This window comes from Paenibacillus flagellatus (genome assembly GCF_003217775.1).
Lineage (GTDB): Bacteria > Bacillota > Bacilli > Paenibacillales > NBRC-103111 > Paenibacillus_AB > Paenibacillus_AB flagellatus.
This window is the reverse complement of record NZ_QJVJ01000001.1, coordinates 227,720-245,921: the sequence shown is the minus strand read 5'-3', so window position 1 is coordinate 245,921 and position 18,202 is coordinate 227,720. Positions and strand designations below refer to the sequence as shown.

Below are 18,202 nucleotides of genomic sequence, written 5' to 3'. Positions count from 1 at the left end.
AAATTATTTTTGTATATTTCCATATTATACGAAAATGATTTTCCTGACCACCGTTATTTTCTTCACAATTCCTTGCATTGACTTTCGTTGTCGAATCGTGGTTTGATAGGTATTATTTCCGTTAACATACCATTGCAAAAGGGGACGGACCGATGAAACGCGCTATACCCGAAGCGATGCTGTTCGATCTGGACGGCACGCTGTTCCAAACCGAGACGCTGCTGCTTCCCGCTTATGAAGCCGCATTCGACGAGTTGAAGCGGGAAGGGACTTATACGAAAGGAACACCGCCGAAGGAGCTTATCTTGAGCTCGCTCGGCATGCTGCTCGAGCATATTTGGGCGAGGGTGCTGCCGGATGCGGACGAACAGGTGCGCCGCCGGGCGGACGAGCTGCTGCTGCATTATCAGATGGAAGGATTGAAGCGGGGCGACGGCCGGCTGTACCCGGGCGTCGAGGAGACGCTGCGGGCGCTGCACGCGAAGGGCGTCAAGCTGTTCGTCGCGAGCAACGGCCTCGAGATTTACGTGAAGGAAGTGATCCGGCTGAAGGGGCTGGAGCCGCTGTTCACCGGGCTCTACAGCGCCGGCGAGTACCGGACGCGCTCCAAGGTCGACCTGGTCAAGCTGCTCGTCGAGCGCCACGGCTTGACGTCCGCTTGGATGGTCGGCGACCGCTCCTCGGACGTCGAGGCGGGCAAAGGCAACGGCCTGCCCGTCGTCGGCTGCCGCTATGCGCAGTTCGGCGAAGAGAGCGAGCTGGAGGGCGCGGATATGATCATCACGGAGTTCGGCCAGCTGCTCGAGCTGGCGGAGTAGTCGGAACGAAGGCTCTGCGCGACAAAAATAAGGTACAAGCGTACGTTAGGGGTCGACGCCCGACGACATGTCGGCGCGATCGCGTACGCTTGTACCTTGATTTGCGTGCGGCGCACCGCTCAATGCACGGCTTTTCGCAGCAAGCCGATATCTTCCTTCGCAAGTCCGGTCACATCCGCGATAAAGTCGTCGTCCATCCCTTTGGCGATCAAATTTTTGGCGATGGCCGTTTTCTCTTGCTCAATTCCTCTTTCCAGCCCCTGCTCCAGCCCTTTCCGGTGGGTTCTCTTGGCCATTTCCTCAAGCGTCTTTTCCAAGTTGGACATCATGTCGTTCGCTCCTTTCAGCTCCCATTGTTCCAACAGACGATCCATTTCAAGCCGACGTTCCGGCAGCAGCTGGGTCCCCAGCACATTCGCGAACCAGACGACGAACCGCTGCTGCAGCTCCTTGGGCGTCTTGCGGAGCGTATTCATCAGTTTATGGAGAGTGCCGGCCAGCTTCTCAAGATCCGTGCTCTGCTCGAGCAAGAAAACGGAGCCGATCATGTTGGATAACCGCAGCAGCTCCTCTTCCGAATAGCGCTGAACGTCAATCAGCATATACGTGAAGTCGAGCAGGTCGCCGCCGAACTCTTGGTGACCGTCCAACGTCTCCCGAAAGCTCCGGTTGGCGGTCCAAGGAGAAGCTCCGTTATACAGCACGATCGGGACGATGGCGGGGAGCTTGAACTTTTTTCGCTCCGCCTCGACTTTATCCGTATTGGCCATGACGTCCCGCCAAATTTCCGTCTGGTACAGCAGGAGACGGTACGGCATCTGAAAATCGACGGTGGATTGCATCTCCATCAACACATAAAAAATGATGTCGCGGTCCCGCAGCTTCGCCTGATAGACGAGGTCCGCCTCTTTTTCGCGGAAGTCGGGCAGCACGTACGATTTGTCGATGCTGATCAAGTTCGATTCTTCCACTTGAGCGACCCAGTCTTTCCGGACGAAGGAGCGCAAAAGCTCGAGGAACAGCTTTTTGCTCGACAGCAAATATTTGTATCCTTTATCGTACCGATGATGAAGCTTGGATGTGGCTCGGCTTTGGTCCATTCGGATCGTTCCTTCCGGACGGGTTTGGTTTTATTATACCATAGAGGCCGTGCGCTTGAACGAAAAAACGGTCCGCGCCGGCGCCCGAAGGCACTGACGCGAACCGCATCGCATCCGTTACATATGACCGACCGGACCGGGCTCCAGCCCGCCCGCTTGCTTCTCTTTCTCGGACGGCAGCTCCATCCGGGCGCGGCCCAGCATCATGACGAAGACGAAGCCGACGACCGTTATGAGAATCGAGATCCAGAACAAGTACGAGATCGAGCCGGCGAGCGCCTTCGTCGCATTGCCGACGACTTCCGCGGGCAGGCCGCTCCGCACTTGCGGCATGAGCAGCATTTTCGGATCGGAGAACTGCTCCGCCATTTTCGGGTCCGGGAACACGGCCTCGATGCGCGACTTGTAGTCGACCTTTTGCAGTACGCCGAGCACCGTGACGCCGAGCGCCGAGCCGACGGTACGGAAAAACGTGATGAGCGAGATGGCCGCTCCCTTGAACTGGCCGGGCAAGCCGTGCAGCACGGAAATGTTCAGGACGACGAAGTTGACGCCGATGCCCAAGCCGACCAGCACCATATACATCGTCACGACCCAGCGCGGCGTATCGACGGTCATCGTGCCGAGCAGCGCCATCGAGCCGGCTAGAATGACGGTCGAGCCGAGCATGATGCTCCGGTACGACAGCTTGTTGATCAGCGGACCGCCGAGCATGCTGCTCGCGACGACCGCCAGCATCATCGGCGTCAGCGTCTGGCCGGCGGCGCTCGCCGATTCGCCGTATACGCCTTGGATGAACAGCGGGATGTACGTCGCGCCCGCTACCATGATGATGCCGTACAGAAAGCCGATCGCCTGACTCGCCGTGAACAGCCGGCTCTTGAACAGCTTCAGCTCGACGATCGGATCGGAGACGCGGCGTTCCGCCACGAGGAACAGAGCGAAGCTGACGACGAACAGGACGAACAGCCCGATAATTTGCCACGATCCCCAAGCGTACGTTTCCGAGCCGCCCAGCTCGATCGCGAACATAAAGCTGAGAATGGCAACGACGAGCGTCGTGGCGCCGGCCCAGTCGATTTTTTGCTTGCGGTGGGCCGCTTTTTCCCGATACCCGAAATGCATGAGCAGCAGCGCGACCGCCCCGATCGGCAAGTTGATGTAGAACACCCAGCGCCAATCGATGTAGTCGGTTATGTACGCGCCGAGCGCCGGACCGAATACGCTGGACAGACCGAATACGGCGCCGAACAAGCCGTTCATTTTGCCGCGCTTCTCCGGCGGGAAAATGTCGAAGATGACGGCGAAGGCGATCGGCATGAGCGCTCCGCCGCCGATCCCCTGGATGGCGCGGTAGACGATCAGCTCGAACATGCTGTTCGCAATGCCGCAAAGCACCGAGCCGAGCAGGAAGACGACGAGGCCGAGCTGGAAGAACAGCTTCCTTCCGTAAATGTCGGACAGCTTGCCGAATATCGGCGTAGCGACCACGGTTGCGATCATATAGGCGGAAAACACCCAGACGTAATGCTCGAAGCCGCCCAGCTCCGTTATGACCGTCGGCATCGCCGTGGAGACGATCGTCTGGTCCAGGGCGCCGACGAACATGCCGAGCAGCAGTCCGGCGACCACCCAATTGATTTTCGTTTGCTTGCGATCCATAATCCACCTCTTGATCGAAAAATAGGGAACCGATTACGGCTTCACCCTTCCTCTACAGGATACGCCACATTCCCTGACAATTGTCGTCAGTCAAAACGAACGTATCCAAAAAAGCGTCTGGAAGGCGGGCGAGGCCGTTCGGGACTCTCCTATCATAATCGAACCGATCGGGGGAATCAAAGTAAAAATGTCGTAAAGCCGTTTAATCGGAAAAGGCCGGGAAACGGGCGTTCGAACCTCCCCGGTTGCCGCCTGCGTCCGATTTGGCGTATGATAGCAGCAAGGCATTTGACGACCGGAAAGGAAGACGCGTACTGTGAACGAACCGATTCTAATCGTCGACGACGACCCGTCGATCGCGAATTTGATCGAAATTTATTTGGTCAACGAAGGGTACAGCGTCATGAAGGCGAACAACGGCAAGGAAGCGCTCGAGCTGCTGAAGCGCAAGGACGCCCGGCTCGTCATCCTCGACGTCATGATGCCGGGATTGGACGGGCTCGAGGTTTGCCGGCAAATCCGCGTCGACCGGGCCGTGCCGATTCTGATGCTGAGCGCCAAAGCCGAAGACATGGACAAAATCATGGGGCTCATGACGGGGGCGGACGACTACATGGTCAAGCCGTTCAACCCGCTCGAGCTGCTGGCGCGGGTCCGATCGCTCATCCGCCGCGCGTACGGCTTGAACGCCAAGTCGAACCGGAGCCGCGGCGCGAACGTCATCACGTTCGATTCGCTCGAGATCGACCGGGATACGCATACCGTCACGGTGGACGGCAAGCCGGTCCACCTCACCTCGATCGAATTCGGCATCCTGCACTACTTGGCGAGCAGCCCGGGACGCGTCTTCAGCGCGGAGGCGATCTACGAGCACGTCTGGAACGAGCCGTACTCGCCGACCTATACGACGGTCATGGTTCATATCAGCAAGCTGAGGGACAAGCTGGAGTCGGAATCGGGGCAGAAATGGATCCAGACGGTATGGGGGGTCGGCTACAAATTTGATCGCTAAGCTGCTCTACAGCCTTCGATGGAAGCTGATCGCGCTGTTCATCTTCAGCATCGTCCTGTCGGTACTCAGTCTGGTCGGCGTTTTCTTCGTTCTGCTCGCGCTGCGGGAGCTCGGGATCAATCTTCCCACCCGGGTTGCCCAAGGTTTGGCCGACATGTTCACGATTCCGGTGCTGCTGGTCGTGGCGGGCTCGTTTTTTTTCACCGTCTATATCTTCGTCCTGACCCGGCGGCGCATTCTGTACATGGTCCGCATTACGGAGGCGGTGCAGCGGATCGCGAACGGCCGCTTCGACGAACGGATACCGGTCCGCTATAACGACGAGATGGGCGAGCTGGCCGCCAATCTGAACAAAATGTCCGAGCAGCTGAAAACGTCGATCGAGGAAGAGCGCCGGGCCGAACGGACGAAGACGGAGCTCATCACGAACGTCTCCCACGATTTGCGCACCCCGCTCACGTCGATTACCGGCTACCTCGGGCTGATCGAGCAGGACCGGTACCGCGACGAGGTGGAGCTGCGTCATTACGTCCATATCGCCTTCGAGAAGTCGAAGCGGCTGCATGTGCTCATCGACGATTTGTTCGAGTATACGCGGCTGAGCGGAGGCGGTCTTTCGCTGCGAAAAACGAGGCTCGACCTGGTCGAGATGATCGGCCAGCTGGCCGCCCAGTTTCAATACGAAATGGGCCGGGCGGGCATGGAAATCCGGCTCCATTTCCCCGACCGGAACGTCATGATCGAAGCCGACGGGGACAAGCTGGCGCGCGTATTCGACAACCTGCTCGCCAATGCGGTCCATTACGGCAAGGACGGCGTCTACGTCGACGTCCACGTCCGTTCGGCGGGCGGAGAGGCGGTGGCGGAGATCGTCAACTATGGCGAGCCGATTCCGCCGCAAGACCTGCCTTACATCTTCGACCGGTTTTATCGCGTGGAAAAATCGCGCTCCAACGATACCGGCGGCTCCGGGCTCGGCCTCGCGATCGCGAAGCAAATCGTCGAGCTGCACGGCGGCACGATCGGGGTCGCAAGCGACCGGAGCCGGACCGTGTTCGAGGTGAGATTGCCGGCTTCGCCGGCGTCCGTCCGGCGGGCGCCGGGAGCGACCGAAGTTTCGTAACCGCCAGAGCGAACGGCTTCTGGCGGTTTTTTCGTTTCGGCCCCTCCTTGCATGCAATCAACCGAGCTCCTCGAGTCCCGCGGCGCGGTCCAAGGCGTCACGCTTGTCCATGGGCGCCAATGCCGCAACGGTCCACGAGCCGGCGGGGACGCCGGCCTGTTCGGCGGCCGTCCGAACGGCCAGCCAGCCGGTATGCGCCAACCGAACGACGTCCGCTTCGCTTCCTTTCAACACGATTTTTTTCTGGCCGGTCTGCAGCCACTCGTGAAAACGGTCCCGGCCTTCCCCGGCATCGTTCAGCAGGCTTTGCAGCGCCAGCGTCGTGGCGGCGTGAGCGACCTGGACGGCGATCGTCCCGGCGGTCATCGGCAAATCGCCGTTGACGACGAAGCATTGGACAAGCTCGGGCGCGTTCGGGTTCATGCGGCCATTCCTCCTCGGCGTATCGATTCTCGGTTTCGGTACTAGCTTCTAGTTCTATTACTATGCGGAAGTTTGCTAGACATGCTATTTTTTTCGGAATATGCAACCGAATCGGCGCCGGCCGCATCAGTAAGGGAGGGAGGGAGCGTACTGGATGTCGTAGAGCGATTGAAAAACAAAGAAGAAGCGGCACTGCTCGAGATGATGCGGGAGTACGGCGACGGTCTGCTGCGAACCGCCGTCCTGCTTGTAGGCGACCGGCAAGCCGCGGAGGAAGCGGTCCAAGACGCGTTTCTGACCGCCTACGCGAAAATCGGGGATTTGCAGGATCCGTCCAAGCTGAAAAGCTGGCTGACCCGAATCGTCGTCAACCGGTGCCGGATGAAGCTGCGGACGTGGTCTTGGCGGCGGCTGCTTCCTTTCGGCGGCTTGGAGACGATGCCGGAGGGAGACGCCGAGCCGGGGCCGGAAGACCGGCTGCTGCTCGAATGGCGGAATGGCCGGCTGGCCGATGCGATTCGAAAGCTCGCTTACCCGTACCGGGAAGCGATCACCCTTTATTATTTCAATGAAATGAGCGTACAGGACATTGCCGGACAGCTTAACGTCAGCGCCAATACGATCAAGGCGCGTTTGGCGAGAGGAAGAGCCCGGCTGAAACGGCTGCTGGAAGAGGAGGAGGAGCGGGGTGAATGACGGCAAGGAAACGGTGAAGCGGCGGCTGGACGAGGAGCTGGCGGACGTCGTGTTCGCGGGGCGGGACGAGGTGCTCCGGCGCGCGTTTCCCCGGACGGCGTTCGATCGGCTGCTTGTGATATGGAACAAAGACATCGAAATTCCCGTCGTGCCGGGCGCGGCGCTCGTCGCCGTATTGGTTCTCGCTCTCGCCGTTTATACCGGCGACGGGTCGAATCCGGACGGAGCGGCGCTGCGCAGCCGGCAGCTCGTGGAAGCCGGCGGCAGCACGTATTGGAAAGACGAGCTCGAGAGGGCGGTAGCCGATGCTGAAAATCAAAATCAAAGTTAAACACGCGGTGATGGCGCTGGTCGCCGCCGCCGTGCTTCTCCCGCTGGCGGACCGGTTCGTCGTCCCGGAGGCGAAGCTGATCGCCGCCCGCAAGCAGCTCGCGAACGGAGAGCTGCGCGGCAAAAAGGCGATTGCGGACGTTCTCGAGAGCGGCGCCTTTTCGGAAGAAAGGAAGCGGGCGATCGTTCGCGAGACGATGGTCGGGTATACGCCGGATCGGCTGCTCGCGTCCAATTTCGACCTGTACGTCGGCCCCGCCTTTACGAGCGCCCGTCCCCGGAAGGAGGAGCCGTTCGGATGGGAGGAGAAGCTGCCTTACTTGCAGTGGTACGCCGACAGCTCGCCCGTCGCCGATGCGGCGCTTGCCGACGTCGTCAAGCATCTCGCATACGGCTACCACGTTACGGGAAGGACCGACCGGGCGATGGAGGAATTGGAGCGGGCGGAGCGGCGGTTCCCGGAAGGCGCGAACGCGGCGTTCGGCCTCGAGCTGGCGCTGCGGCGGGCGGGACTCGCCGTCTACGCGAAGCGTTACGAGGAGGCGGCGCGGATCGTCGACGAGACGGCGAAGCGGGCCGGTCCCGACGATCGGCGGACGCTCGACGAAGCCGATCGCCTGCGGGCGCGCTTGAAGGAGCTTGCCGGCGAACCGTCGCCTTCGTTGTCGGTCGTATCGGGAGCGGTCAAGCGAAGCGACGGGACGCCGGTCGCGCATGCGGGCGTTTTTTTGCGGGAGGCGTCGATCGTCAACCGCAGCGTCACCGAGAGCGATCCGTACCAGACGGTGACGGACGAGAACGGGGCGTTTGCGTTCCGAGCCGTCGTACCGGGCAGCTACCAGCTGTATCTCGGGCTCGATTTCGACCAGATCAGCGGATGGACGTGGCCTGTCGGCGGCGACGACTGGATCGACCTGCAGCCGGGCGACGACGCGACCGTTCCGGTGACGCTTCGTCCGCTGCTCGAGCTGCAGTCCCCCGTCAACGAGACGACGGTAACCGGAGAGACGGTCGAATTCCGCTGGGAGCCGGTTGCGGGAGCGGCCTATTACACCGTAAACGCGGGCGTGCAGATGCAGAACGGGACGACCAGCGTGCCGCTGCGCACGCACGTGAAGGACAACGCGCTGGCGGTGCCGGTCGAGCGGCTGTACGATTTGAGCGTCGGCATCTCGTTCGAAACGTCCGGGGACTGGACGTCGGTCGACCCGGCGACGGTGCTCGCGTTCGCCGATCCGGGCAACCGGTTTTTCTGGACGGTGGACGCTTACGATGCGAACGGCAAGCTGCTGACCAAGAGCGGCGGCTATCGGCTGAACGATGAGTCGATCGGCCGACTGCCGTTTTTCCGGCTGAAGGAAAGGACGTTGACGGAAGCCGACCGGCTCGTGGCCGAACGTCGTTACGACGAAGCGCTTGCCGCCTACAAGCGGGCTCGGGCGAACGATCCGGACGACGTGCATCCGCTGCGGATGATCGTCCGGCTGCTGCAGACGAAAGCGGCGGCGCTGAACGACCGGTCGTTCGAGGACGAGGCGCTGCCGTATCGGTCCGAAATCGTGCGGCTTCGTCCCGTCAATCCTTACGTAAGCGCGCTGCTTCATGCCTATTACGAGAAGCGGGATTGGAGCGCCTATAACGCCCTGTTCGAGAAATACGGCCCGCTGCGGGAAGACCCGCTATCCGGCTACGAGCGGTCGATTCATGCGACCGCGCTGGCGAAGCAGGGGAAGCTCGGGGAGGCGAAGCGACACTTCGAAGCGGCGATGAAGCTCGACGGCAGCCACCGGTTCGTCGGAACCTATGCGGCCGTCGCGATCGCGTCCGACCGTTCGTTCGACGCCGCGCGGCGCATCGCGGAGGCGTACCCGGATCGATCGTTCGGCCCGCCTCTCCGGAATTGGCGGCTGCTCGTGGCGAACATGGAGGCGGAGGCCGTGGACCGGCCGGCTGCCTATATCGACGAGCTTGCGGAGAAGCTCGGCTGGGTATTCGGGGACGAGACCGGGAAGCTTCGCTCCTGGATCGAGGCGACCGACCGCGGCGCGATGAAGGCGTTCGTGCAGGCTGTGATGGGGGTTCGATGACGTTCGCCGTTTTTATCGCATTTTAATGTTGCTTTAAGGTTCGGCGGGCGATATCGGCGTATAATAGGGACCATTCCAGAAGTAAGGGAGAGTGGCTCGAATGAATGCGTTGCGTCCGCTTCAAGCTTTGAAGTCGTTTCTGTTCGGCGTCCTCATGGCTTTCGTATCGATCGGCGCCATGCCGATTTTGCTCGTGAAAAGCTTTACCGAAACGTTCCTTCCGTAACCGCCGCCGCCGGAGCCGGCGAACGATACCAGACGAGAGGCACCCGAGAGGGTGTCTCTTTGCTTTGCCGACCAACCTTTCGGAATCGTTAAGAAATTTTTAAACAAATCTTCGCTTTCGATTAAACATTGTCCCTTACACTGGGTGAAGTATGAAACGAGAGAAGGGAGCGACCGCGATGAAACGACTGGCGGCGGCGTTCGGGATCGCCTTGATTGTGATCGCCGCCTTTCAGGCATCCGGCAGCCCGTACGCGTCCAAAGCGCGAAGCCTCGTCGAGCGCACCGTCGGCACAGCCGTATCCACGGTCGCTTCCGGCGGCCTGCAAGCCGAATACGCGCTCGTCATCGATGCGGAGACGGGCAAAACGATCTATGCCAAAAACGAACGGGAACGGGCGTACCCTGCAAGCACGACGAAAATCGTGACCGCGCTGCTCGCGCTCGAGCTGGGCAAGCCGGACGAGCTCGTCACGGTCGGCGACGAGGCGCTGCCGGAAGACCCGGAGGAGAGCCGGGCGGGATTGAAGCCGGGCCAGCGGCTCAAGCTGTACGACCTGGTGGAGGCGGCGCTGCTGCCGTCGGGCAACGACGCGGCGCGCACGATCGCCGTCCACTTCGGCCGCAAGGCGGCGGGCGATCCGCAGCTGGACGAAGACGCAGCGCAGCGGGAGTTCGCCAAGCTGATGAACAAGCGGGCGAAAAAAGCCGGCGCGACGAACACCCGGTTCGTCAACGCGAGCGGCTTGCACGACCCGAACCATTATACGACGGCGCGGGATATCGCGCTGATCGCGAAAGATGCGATGGCCAACAAGCTGTTCCGCCAAGCGGTGCGGGCGACCGACTATACGGCCTCGACCGGCGCAGCCGGAGCCGGGGGTTTCGCCAAGGCGGCATGGAGCAATACGAACCAGCTTCTGCAGCCGGGCAGCGCCCACTATTTCGAAGGCGCCACCGGCATCAAGACCGGGTTTACCGACCAAGCCGGCTACTGCCTCGTCTCTTCCGCTTCCAAGGGAGGCAAATCCGTGATTGCGGTCGTGCTCCGTTCGACGAGCAAGGACGTCTATCCGGATGCGAAAAAGCTGCTCGAGCTCGGGCTCGGGACGGCCGGCGATCCAGCGGCCACGAAATCGTAAAGGAGAACGAATCATGATCGAAGTAACGAACGTCCAACACCAATTTCGAATAGGGAAAAAAGGGAGCGAGCGCGTCGTGCCCGTCCTTCACGATATCGACATGCGCGTCGAGGAAGGGGAAATCGTCACGATCGTCGGGCGAAGCGGCTCCGGGAAGTCGACGCTGCTGAACCTGATCAGCGGATATATCCGTCCGACCTCCGGCCGGATCGTCGTGGGGGGACGCGACGTCACCGCTCTGTCCGAAGGCGAGTGGGCCGACTTCCGGCTCCGTCATTTCGGCTTCGTCTTCCAGAGCTTCCAGCTCATCCCGAGCATGACCGCCTTCGAAAACGTCGAGCTTCCGCTCGTGCTGCAGGGCGTCGGCGAGCGGGAGCGCAAGCGCAGGGCGCAGGCGATCATGGAGCGGGTCGGGCTCGAATCGCTCGGCTCCCATTACCCGGGCGAGCTGTCCGGCGGTCAGCAGCAGCGCGTCGGCATCGCCCGCGCCCTGATCACGGAGCCCCCGGTCATCTTGGCGGACGAGCCGACGGGCAGCCTCGATTCCGAGAACGAACGGTCGCTGCTCGCCATGATCCGCGAGCTGAACCGCGAGCGGTCGATTACGTTTCTCATCATCACCCACGACGACCAGGTGGCTTCGATCGGGCATCGGACGCTGACGCTCCGCGACGGCCGCATGGAATCCGGGTATTCTTACGCGACGGGAGGCTATTCGCTGTGAAAGGAAAGGATAAATATCGCTTCGTCAGGCAAAATATGAAAAAGAACCGCTCGCGCGTCTTCATGACGGTGCTCGCGACCGCGATCGGCTGCTCGTTCCTGATCGTGCTCGCTTCCGTAGGCTTCGGCCTCCAGCGGTCGGTCGTAGACGATATTACCCGTGGCCGGCTGCTGACCGTCATCGATACGCACGGCGTCAAGGACGACAAGGATGCGTACCGGCAAATCGGCGACGCCGACATCCGCTTCCTGGAATCGGTCGACCACGTCAAAGCCGTTACGAGGCGGTACCAGGTCGCCCAACCGGCAACCTACCTGATCGGAGACCGCCAAGGAATCGGGATGCCGACCGTCGCCGACATGGCGGCGGAGTCGAAGGCGGGCTTCGAGCTGGCCGGTGGGCGGATGCCGCAAAACGGCGGCGAAGCGGTTGTCGGCTACCACTTCGCCGATTCGATGCGGACCGCCGCCGAACAAGCGGCTCTGGAGAAAGGCCAAGCCGAATCGTCCGAGCCGGTCGCCCCTTCGCCGAAGCCGGCGGACGGCGCCTTGTCCGACAAGGCGAAGGCGCTGCTCGGCCAGACGTTGACGATCCGCGTCAAACAGCGGTTCGGCAGCGAGGAGAAAACGTTCGACGTGCCCGTGACGATCGTCGGCATCGGCAAGGCGCCGGGGCGCGAATGGAACCAGGACAACGAGCTGTACGTGGACGAGGCGGTCATGCAGCGCATCGAATCGTTCACGCAGACGGCGTACGGCGTGCAGACCGGAACCGAGGGACGGAAGACTTCGCAGCCCGGGGAGCCGAGGGTGTATAACGAAGTGCAGGTGTACGCCGATCAGGTCGAGCACGTCAAAGGCGTCGTCGAGAAGCTGAAGGAGCGGAACTTCGCGACGTACTCGATCGTCGACCAGATCGAGCAGGTGAACGCCGTCTTTCTCGTCATGAAGATCGGCCTCATCCTTGTCGGCACGATCGCCGTCCTGATCGCCTCGATCGGCATCTACAACACGATGACGATGGCCGTCACCGAGCGGACGCCGGATATCGGCATCATGAAAGCGATCGGCGCCCACCCGTCGACGATCAAGAGCGTCTTCCTTCTGGAGAGCGCCTTTATCGGCCTGCTGGGTGCGGCGATCGGCACGGCGGTCGCCTACGCGGTCAGCTTCGCCGTCAACCTCGCGCTGCCGCTTGTCGTCCATAGCTTCGTGGACGGGCGCGTGCCGGAAGGACTTCGCTTCTCCGAAATTCCGCCGAGCCTGACGCTCATCTGCGTCGCGATCAGCCTGCTCGTCGCGGTCGTGTCGGGCGTCCGTCCCGCCGTCCGGGCGACGCGCGTCGACGTGCTGAAGGCGCTGCGGCGCGATATATAGGAACGGAAATCAACGATAAACGGGTCGGCGTCCGAAGACGTCCGACCCGTTTATTTATCTTGTCGAGGAAGCGGCCGACTTGCCGGCCCCGGATCGCCTCCGGGACGACGAAGTGCCGTAATGCTGCTTATACAGCCACAGCGCGTATTCGAGCGGGCGGGAGATCGCCTTCTCGTACGTCTCCTTCTCGCCGATGCGGGCGAACACCTCGCGCGCCGGCTTCGGATTCAGCTCGAGCAGCCACGGATGGCCGTCGGGGTCGATGGCGATATCGATGCCGAGCTCGCACAGCCGGCCGAACCGCCCCTCCACTTCCGTCGCCACCGCGTAGCCGAGCGAATAGACCGCCTTGCGAATCTCCTCGATTTTTTCCTCGGAGGCGAATCGGCGGCGGAGCAGCTCCGTCATCGGCACCGCCTGGCCTCCGCCGTGCAGATTGGACGTAATGCTCATCTTCGGACCGACCCGTCCGGCACAGCCCGTCACTTCCCATTCGCCGCTGCCGTTTTTTTGGATCAGCAGCCGGAAATCGTGGACTCGGCCATCCGGCAGCTTGCTCGGAATGCCCTGCTGGATCAAGTACCGGTCCTTGACGTTCCAAGCCGCCAGCTGGAGCGGCAGCTGCTTGGCGCTGACGAGCTTCGGCGCGACGATGCGGCGATTGCGGTCCCGGCCTTGCACGAGATAGTGGCCGCCCGACTGGCGTTCGATGCGCAGAATGCCCCGTCCGCCCGTTCCGTTGATCGGCTTCAGGTAGACGAGACGGCGTCCGCGCATAAACGCCGTCAGATCGGCGTGCTCGCTGTATACCCGAGTGTGGGGCAGGTGGGGCCGGATGCGCGCCGACGTGGCGAGAAATTGGTGCATCCCCCACTTGTTCGATATCGGCCGGTTCAAATAAACGAGCCGGGTGTAGGTCGCCCGAAACCGGCGGAACTTGCGGAATCGCTCCGAATCCTGGTACCGGCACCGGTCGTAGATGAGATGCGGGAACGGGGTCCACGACCGGGACCATCGGCCGGTCTCGGTATCGTACACGTACGCATGGATGCGTTTGTTTTTCGCGTCGACGTCGACCGGGGTGAATACGACCGCCCGCAGGCCGAGCTTCTCGGCCTGGGCGATCACCTTGCGGAAGTAGCTGCGTTCCTCGACGCCGCTATGTTCGCTCAAGTATAACGTCATAATGCCTAGCGTCGGTTGTGCCATAACGCGTTTTCACCTGCTTCTATGGTTGATTCCGTCGCCCGGTCGTCCCTTCTCTCCTCTAGGCCGGCCGCTGCGGGAAAAGCGGGCCTCCCCTGCGCATCGGCGGAAACGAAACGGAGGGCGGGCCGCCCGGACCCGCCTGTCGTCAATTGAACCGCCGTCATGCCGGCGCGGAAGCACATCGCCATGCTGGGCGTGTTGTCGCAGGCGACGACGCAGGTCAGCCGCCCCAGGCGGCCGATCAGCTCGCGAAGCAGCGCCGGTCCGATGCCTGCGCCTCGCCATGCCGGATGCACGACGACGAAGGCGGCCCGTTCGCCGTGCCGGGCGGCGCAGGCGAGGCCGACGAGCCGCTTGCCGTCGAAGGCCGCCGCGACGGCCGTATGCGGCTCGTCGAGCTCGGCGGCGGATACGCCGCCGAGCCAGCGCAGCGCTTCGACCGTGATGCGCCGTTCGCCGTACGCCCGGACGAACCGGAGCAGCCGGCCGCGGCAGTCGTCGAACCGTTCGGACGGTATCGTCTTAATTCGTTTGGACGACATTGGCCCCGCCCGGCTTCGCCTGCTTGCTGCGGATCAAGTACAGGGCGTAATGCACGATCCGCTCCAGCGATTTTTTGCGGATATGGGGCTCGTCGAACTTCATCGGCTTCGAATTCGCCTCGAAAAACCAGATGCCGCCGTGGACGTCCACCCCAAGGTCCATCGACATTTCGCCCAGCATATGCCCCGATTTCTTCTCCACCTGTCTCGCGATGGCGAGCGCCGCCTTGCGCGCCCGCATCAGGATCCGCTTGCATCCTTCCGCCCCGAACGCGGACGCGAGCAGTCTCTCCGGATCGTCGATCGATCCGCCCCGCGGCACGTGCGTCGTAATGCTCAGCTTGCCGGCGAGACGGGCGCCGATGCCGGTGACGTCCCATTCGCCTTTATAATTTTTTTGCACGAGAACGCGCAGGTCGAACGGCCGCTTCTTGTACCGAACGAGCGAAATGCCCTGCTGCGCGATATAATCCTCGTGCCCGATCTCCTCCTTGATTCTCGACCACAGCTGCGACAGCTTCGCGTATTTGTAGACGACGCTGCCCTTCGTCTCCTGCACGCTCAGGCAGTATTCCGGCCGCCGGTCCAGCTTGCCGATATGTCGCTCCGCCTTCATGATGCCTTTGCCGGCTTTGCCGCTGACCGGCTTCATGTAGACGGCCGAATGGAGCTTGAACAAGCTTTCCAGCTCCTGACTCGACGTCATTTTGCGGGTCGAGGGAATATATTTGGACGTCGTCTTCGCTTTGTTCAGCCATTCGAACAAGGACCATTTATCGAAGAAGTACGGATTGAACAGCCGGATTTGCGGATGCTTCATGCACGCCGCGATCGTCTGCTGCACGTCGTGCGACGATTCGTCCTGCCGGAGCGGAATCCGATTGTACAGCACGTGCGGCAGGCCGATCACCTGCGGAGAAAATTTTTTCGCCGCCGGGTCGTAGACGTACCCGATCATCTTTTTTTGCTTCAGCTTCAAGTCTTTGACCGTAACGACGCACACCGATACGCCGAGCTCGGAGCCGGTGCGGATGATGTCGATGAAGTTGCTGCGGTTGCCCCGGAACAGCTCCTCCGGATCGTCCATGGTCAAGATGCCGAGAAGCGGGCGGTGAAGAGGGGCTTGCGACGGGATTTCCACTAAGCCTCCCTCCTAACCCGGAACCGGCCCAAATAGAGGCTGTGCTCGAAAATAAGGCCAAGCGAAGTTTTGCCTTGCGATTTCAGCGACGGATGCTTGAAGATCGACCGGCCCGGCTTGGAGTTCGCCTCGAACATCCAAATTTGCTCGTTCTGGTCGATGCCGATATCGAAGCCGAGCTCGCCGAGCAGATGCTTGCTGTTTCGCTCGATCGCTTCGGCCAGCTCGATCGCGGTTTTTTTGGCGTTTTGCAGGATGGCGTCCGCCTTGCTGCCGAACACCCGGTCGAGCACCTGCTCGGGCGTCATGATCTGCCCGCCGTTTTTGACGTGCGTCGTCACGCTTCCTTTCCCGGCCTTCTTCGCCCCGATGCCGGCGACAACCCATTGGTTTTGGCCGTTCTTGTGCAGATGGAAGCGGAAATCGATCGGACAGCTGTCGATTTCGATCAGGCGGATCCCTTGCTGGACGACATAATTGCGCAGTCTTCCGCTGCGGGCGTTCAGCAGCTTCATCAGACCGGAAAATTGCGGAAACCGGTACAGCACGTTTTTGCCGCCTCTCCGGAAGCGGGCGAAGTAGCCGCGCTTCGGATGGTACGTCAGCCGGTAAATGCCGATGCCGAGACTGCCGCCGGTCGGCTTCAAGTAGACGAACCGGTGCTTCTCGAGCATCTCGCGAACCCGCTCCGGCGTGGGGTTTAAGTGGGATTCGGGCACGTGTTTGAACGCTTCCTTCTCGCCGTCGAGCAAGTTGTAGACGTCCCATTTGTCGAAGAAGCTCCAGTTGAACAGAGGGATTCCCCGCCGCACGAACCGTTCCTTGAAGTTTTCGATCGACAGCGACTTCTCGGCCTTGCGGCTGGACAGCCGATTGTAAATGACGTCGGGGAGCGGGACCGTCTTGCGCACCCAGCCGTCGGCGGTCGGGAAGTAGCCGACGACCGTCTCCGCCGACCAGTTGACGTCGGACGGCAGGAAGGCGAAGAAGAACGATTTCCGGTTCCCGGGACTGATATATTGCTTCAGGAGCGGCGAACGGGTGCCGAAAGGCTGGGCGGTGCTCGCCGTCGAAGCGTTCGTCAAAATGCCGACGAGCGGACCGATCTGAATTTCGCGCGGTCCGTGCGAAACGGCCATGCACGTTCCGCTTCGCGGCACGAGCAGCTGGTTTTTGACGCCAATCGGCAAGTAGAGATGGTTGCCGGCTTTTTTGACGATTTTGATCGGGGCGGTTACCGACTTACTGCCCATTTTGAGCGTCACCGGCTTCGTGCCTGTCAACTGCAACGACTTCATCAGGGCGGAGCTGACGTAGACCGTCTTGTCGGTTCGTGCCGCAAAATGGATTGTACAGGTTGTCAAACTCATGAAGTATACCCTCCTAAAAGGTTGCGAGAAGCGGATGGACAGAGGAACGTCGGCCGATTTACCGCTCGGTCGGCCCAGCCGGGTAGCGGCCGGGGCGCGCGACCGGATGGTCGAGCAAATGTTTGGCGTACAGCATCGGATTGCGGATCGCGGCGACGCGGACCCGCTTGTCGGACAGCGCGGCGAACGCCGACCGTCCGGGCTTCGAATTCGCTTCGAGCACCCAGACCCGGCCGTCCGTATCGACGCCCACGTCGACGCCGAGCTCCGCCAGCCGGCCGTGGTACTGCTCCAGCACCTCGGGGACGCGCAGGGCGACGCTTCGGACGGTTTCCGCGATGACGCGGGCCGCTTCCTCGCCGTACAGCGTCCGCAGGAACGGCTCCGCCTCCCCGGCGTGACCGCCTCCGTGCAGGTTGGACGTGATGCTGCCCGGGGCTCCGCGACGGAGCGCCAATCCGGTCAGCTCCCAGCACCCCCCGCTGTTCTTTTGCACGAGCGCGCGAATGTCGAACGCTTCTCCGTCCGCGGTCGTCAGCGTCAAATAGCGCTGAATCAAATATTTGCGTCCGGCCGTAAACGAACGAATCCAGGCGAGCAATTTGCCTTCGGAGCGGAACCGGGCGTGAACGACTTCGTTTCTCGCGCTGCGGCCGCGAACGGCGAAGCCTCCCGCCGTCTTCGACACGTGCAGGACGCCTTTGCCCTGACTGCCGCCATGCGGCTTCAGGAACAGCTCACCCCGCTCTTCGAGCCAACGGACGAGGTCGCTTGACCTTTGAAACAGCTCCGTCTCCGGGATATGCGGCTCGAGCGCTTCGTCCCGCACGAGCATTTGATGAACGTTCCACTTGCCCTTCAGGCCGTAGCCGAGAAAGCGCGTGTCGGGGTGCGCCATTAACCGCCGGATCGGCTCGCGGTACGCGGAGAGCGTCGGCAGGTTGGGGTAGAAGCACCGGTCGTAGACGGCGGCAGGGAAAGGGAACAGCTTTTTTTCCCAGCGTTTGGCGGACGCCGAATACGTGTAGCCGACGACCCGCCTTCGCACCCAGTCGATCCGGTGCGGGAAAAACACGAAAACGGCCAATCCCAGCTTTTGCCCGATCAGCGAAAGCCGTTTGTAATATTGCTTTTCCGGAAACGGCGGGTCTCCCGCGGCGGGGCACACCATGATGCCGACCGTTCGTTCGCGTGACCGTATCGGTTTCGAATTCATCGGATT

General features: G+C 61.6%; 18 protein-coding genes. 10 read left to right on the top strand and 8 right to left on the bottom strand.

Features of this window, described 5'->3' with window-relative positions; translation table 11 throughout:
* Positions 1–152: 152 nt before the first annotated feature.
* On the top strand, positions 153–818 hold the full coding sequence (locus DLM86_RS01235) for an HAD family hydrolase (protein ID WP_110838139.1): 666 nt from the start codon (positions 153–155) through the stop codon (positions 816–818).
* A 119-nt stretch (positions 819–937) separates the two neighbouring features.
* On the opposite strand, the gene DLM86_RS01230 is transcribed toward DLM86_RS01235, so the two are convergent.
* Together DLM86_RS01230 and DLM86_RS01225 are read right to left on the bottom strand one after the other, a co-directional pair.
* Positions 938–1,918: an Rpn family recombination-promoting nuclease/putative transposase gene (locus tag DLM86_RS01230; protein WP_110838138.1), complete on the bottom strand. Its 981-nt coding sequence runs from the start codon at positions 1,916–1,918 to the stop codon at positions 938–940.
* Between the two features lie 117 nt (positions 1,919–2,035).
* The gene (locus DLM86_RS01225) at positions 2,036–3,580 is read right to left on the bottom strand and encodes an MDR family MFS transporter (RefSeq protein WP_110838137.1); all 1,545 of its coding nucleotides are present in this window, start codon (positions 3,578–3,580) and stop codon (positions 2,036–2,038) included.
* 316 nt (positions 3,581–3,896) lie between these two features.
* On the opposite strand from DLM86_RS01225, the gene DLM86_RS01220 reads away from it, so the two are divergent.
* Complete coding sequence (locus DLM86_RS01220) at positions 3,897–4,592, top strand: response regulator transcription factor (RefSeq protein WP_110838136.1); 696 nt, start codon at positions 3,897–3,899, stop codon at positions 4,590–4,592.
* Positions 4,582–5,715: a sensor histidine kinase gene (locus tag DLM86_RS01215; protein ID WP_110838135.1), complete on the top strand. Its 1,134-nt coding sequence runs from the start codon at positions 4,582–4,584 to the stop codon at positions 5,713–5,715. Before DLM86_RS01220 ends, DLM86_RS01215 begins: the two co-directional genes overlap by 11 nt.
* Positions 5,716–5,772: 57 nt before the next feature.
* Here the strand turns inward: DLM86_RS01215 and DLM86_RS01210 are convergent, their stop codons facing one another.
* Complete coding sequence (locus tag DLM86_RS01210; protein WP_110838134.1) at positions 5,773–6,138, bottom strand: aminoacyl-tRNA hydrolase; 366 nt, start codon at positions 6,136–6,138, stop codon at positions 5,773–5,775.
* A 168-nt stretch (positions 6,139–6,306) separates the two neighbouring features.
* Here DLM86_RS01210 and DLM86_RS01205 point away from each other — a divergent pair, with 168 nt between their 5' ends.
* The 7 genes from DLM86_RS01205 (at position 6,307) to DLM86_RS01180 (ending at position 12,718) form a co-directional block, all read left to right on the top strand.
* Positions 6,307–6,834 (top strand): RNA polymerase sigma factor, encoded by a 528-nt coding sequence (locus DLM86_RS01205; RefSeq protein WP_245954289.1) that lies wholly within the window; start codon positions 6,307–6,309, stop codon positions 6,832–6,834.
* Entirely contained in the window at positions 6,827–7,165 is a 339-nt protein-coding gene (locus tag DLM86_RS31930) for a hypothetical protein (RefSeq protein WP_158289265.1), read from the top strand. The genes DLM86_RS01205 and DLM86_RS31930 overlap by 8 nt, the downstream gene beginning before the upstream one ends.
* Complete coding sequence (locus tag DLM86_RS01195) at positions 7,140–9,251, top strand: carboxypeptidase-like regulatory domain-containing protein (protein WP_110838133.1); 2,112 nt, start codon at positions 7,140–7,142, stop codon at positions 9,249–9,251. The genes DLM86_RS31930 and DLM86_RS01195 overlap by 26 nt, the downstream gene beginning before the upstream one ends.
* A gap of 100 nt (positions 9,252–9,351) precedes the next feature.
* Positions 9,352–9,477: a hypothetical protein gene (locus tag DLM86_RS32950; RefSeq protein ID WP_281272068.1), complete on the top strand. Its 126-nt coding sequence runs from the start codon at positions 9,352–9,354 to the stop codon at positions 9,475–9,477.
* Between the two features lie 178 nt (positions 9,478–9,655).
* Positions 9,656–10,618: a D-alanyl-D-alanine carboxypeptidase family protein gene (locus tag DLM86_RS01190; RefSeq protein ID WP_158289264.1), complete on the top strand. Its 963-nt coding sequence runs from the start codon at positions 9,656–9,658 to the stop codon at positions 10,616–10,618.
* Between the two features lie 13 nt (positions 10,619–10,631).
* Positions 10,632–11,342, top strand: a complete 711-nt coding sequence (locus DLM86_RS01185; protein WP_110838131.1) for an ABC transporter ATP-binding protein — start codon at positions 10,632–10,634, stop codon at positions 11,340–11,342.
* Positions 11,339–12,718 (top strand): ABC transporter permease, encoded by a 1,380-nt coding sequence (locus tag DLM86_RS01180; protein WP_110838130.1) that lies wholly within the window; start codon positions 11,339–11,341, stop codon positions 12,716–12,718. The genes DLM86_RS01185 and DLM86_RS01180 overlap by 4 nt, the downstream gene beginning before the upstream one ends.
* 54 nt (positions 12,719–12,772) lie before the next feature.
* Here DLM86_RS01180 and DLM86_RS01175 read toward each other — a convergent pair whose 3' ends face one another.
* From DLM86_RS01175 to DLM86_RS01155, 5 genes are read right to left on the bottom strand one after another with little or no spacing between them, the layout of a single operon-like run.
* A complete protein-coding gene (locus tag DLM86_RS01175; protein ID WP_110838129.1) occupies positions 12,773–13,927 on the bottom strand; it encodes a YheC/YheD family endospore coat-associated protein in 1,155 nt (384 codons plus the stop codon).
* On the bottom strand, positions 13,909–14,469 hold the full coding sequence (locus tag DLM86_RS01170) for a GNAT family N-acetyltransferase (protein ID WP_110838128.1): 561 nt from the start codon (positions 14,467–14,469) through the stop codon (positions 13,909–13,911). Before DLM86_RS01170 ends, DLM86_RS01175 begins: the two co-directional genes overlap by 19 nt.
* Positions 14,450–15,610, bottom strand: coding sequence for a YheC/YheD family endospore coat-associated protein (locus DLM86_RS01165; protein WP_245954288.1), 1,161 nt, complete (start codon positions 15,608–15,610; stop codon positions 14,450–14,452). Before DLM86_RS01165 ends, DLM86_RS01170 begins: the two co-directional genes overlap by 20 nt.
* Positions 15,610–16,980, bottom strand: a complete 1,371-nt coding sequence (locus DLM86_RS01160) for a YheC/YheD family endospore coat-associated protein (protein WP_110838127.1) — start codon at positions 16,978–16,980, stop codon at positions 15,610–15,612. The genes DLM86_RS01165 and DLM86_RS01160 overlap by 1 nt, the downstream gene beginning before the upstream one ends.
* 58 nt (positions 16,981–17,038) lie before the next feature.
* Entirely contained in the window at positions 17,039–18,196 is a 1,158-nt protein-coding gene (locus DLM86_RS01155; protein WP_110838126.1) for a YheC/YheD family endospore coat-associated protein, read from the bottom strand.
* Between the last annotated feature and the right edge of the window lie 6 nt (positions 18,197–18,202).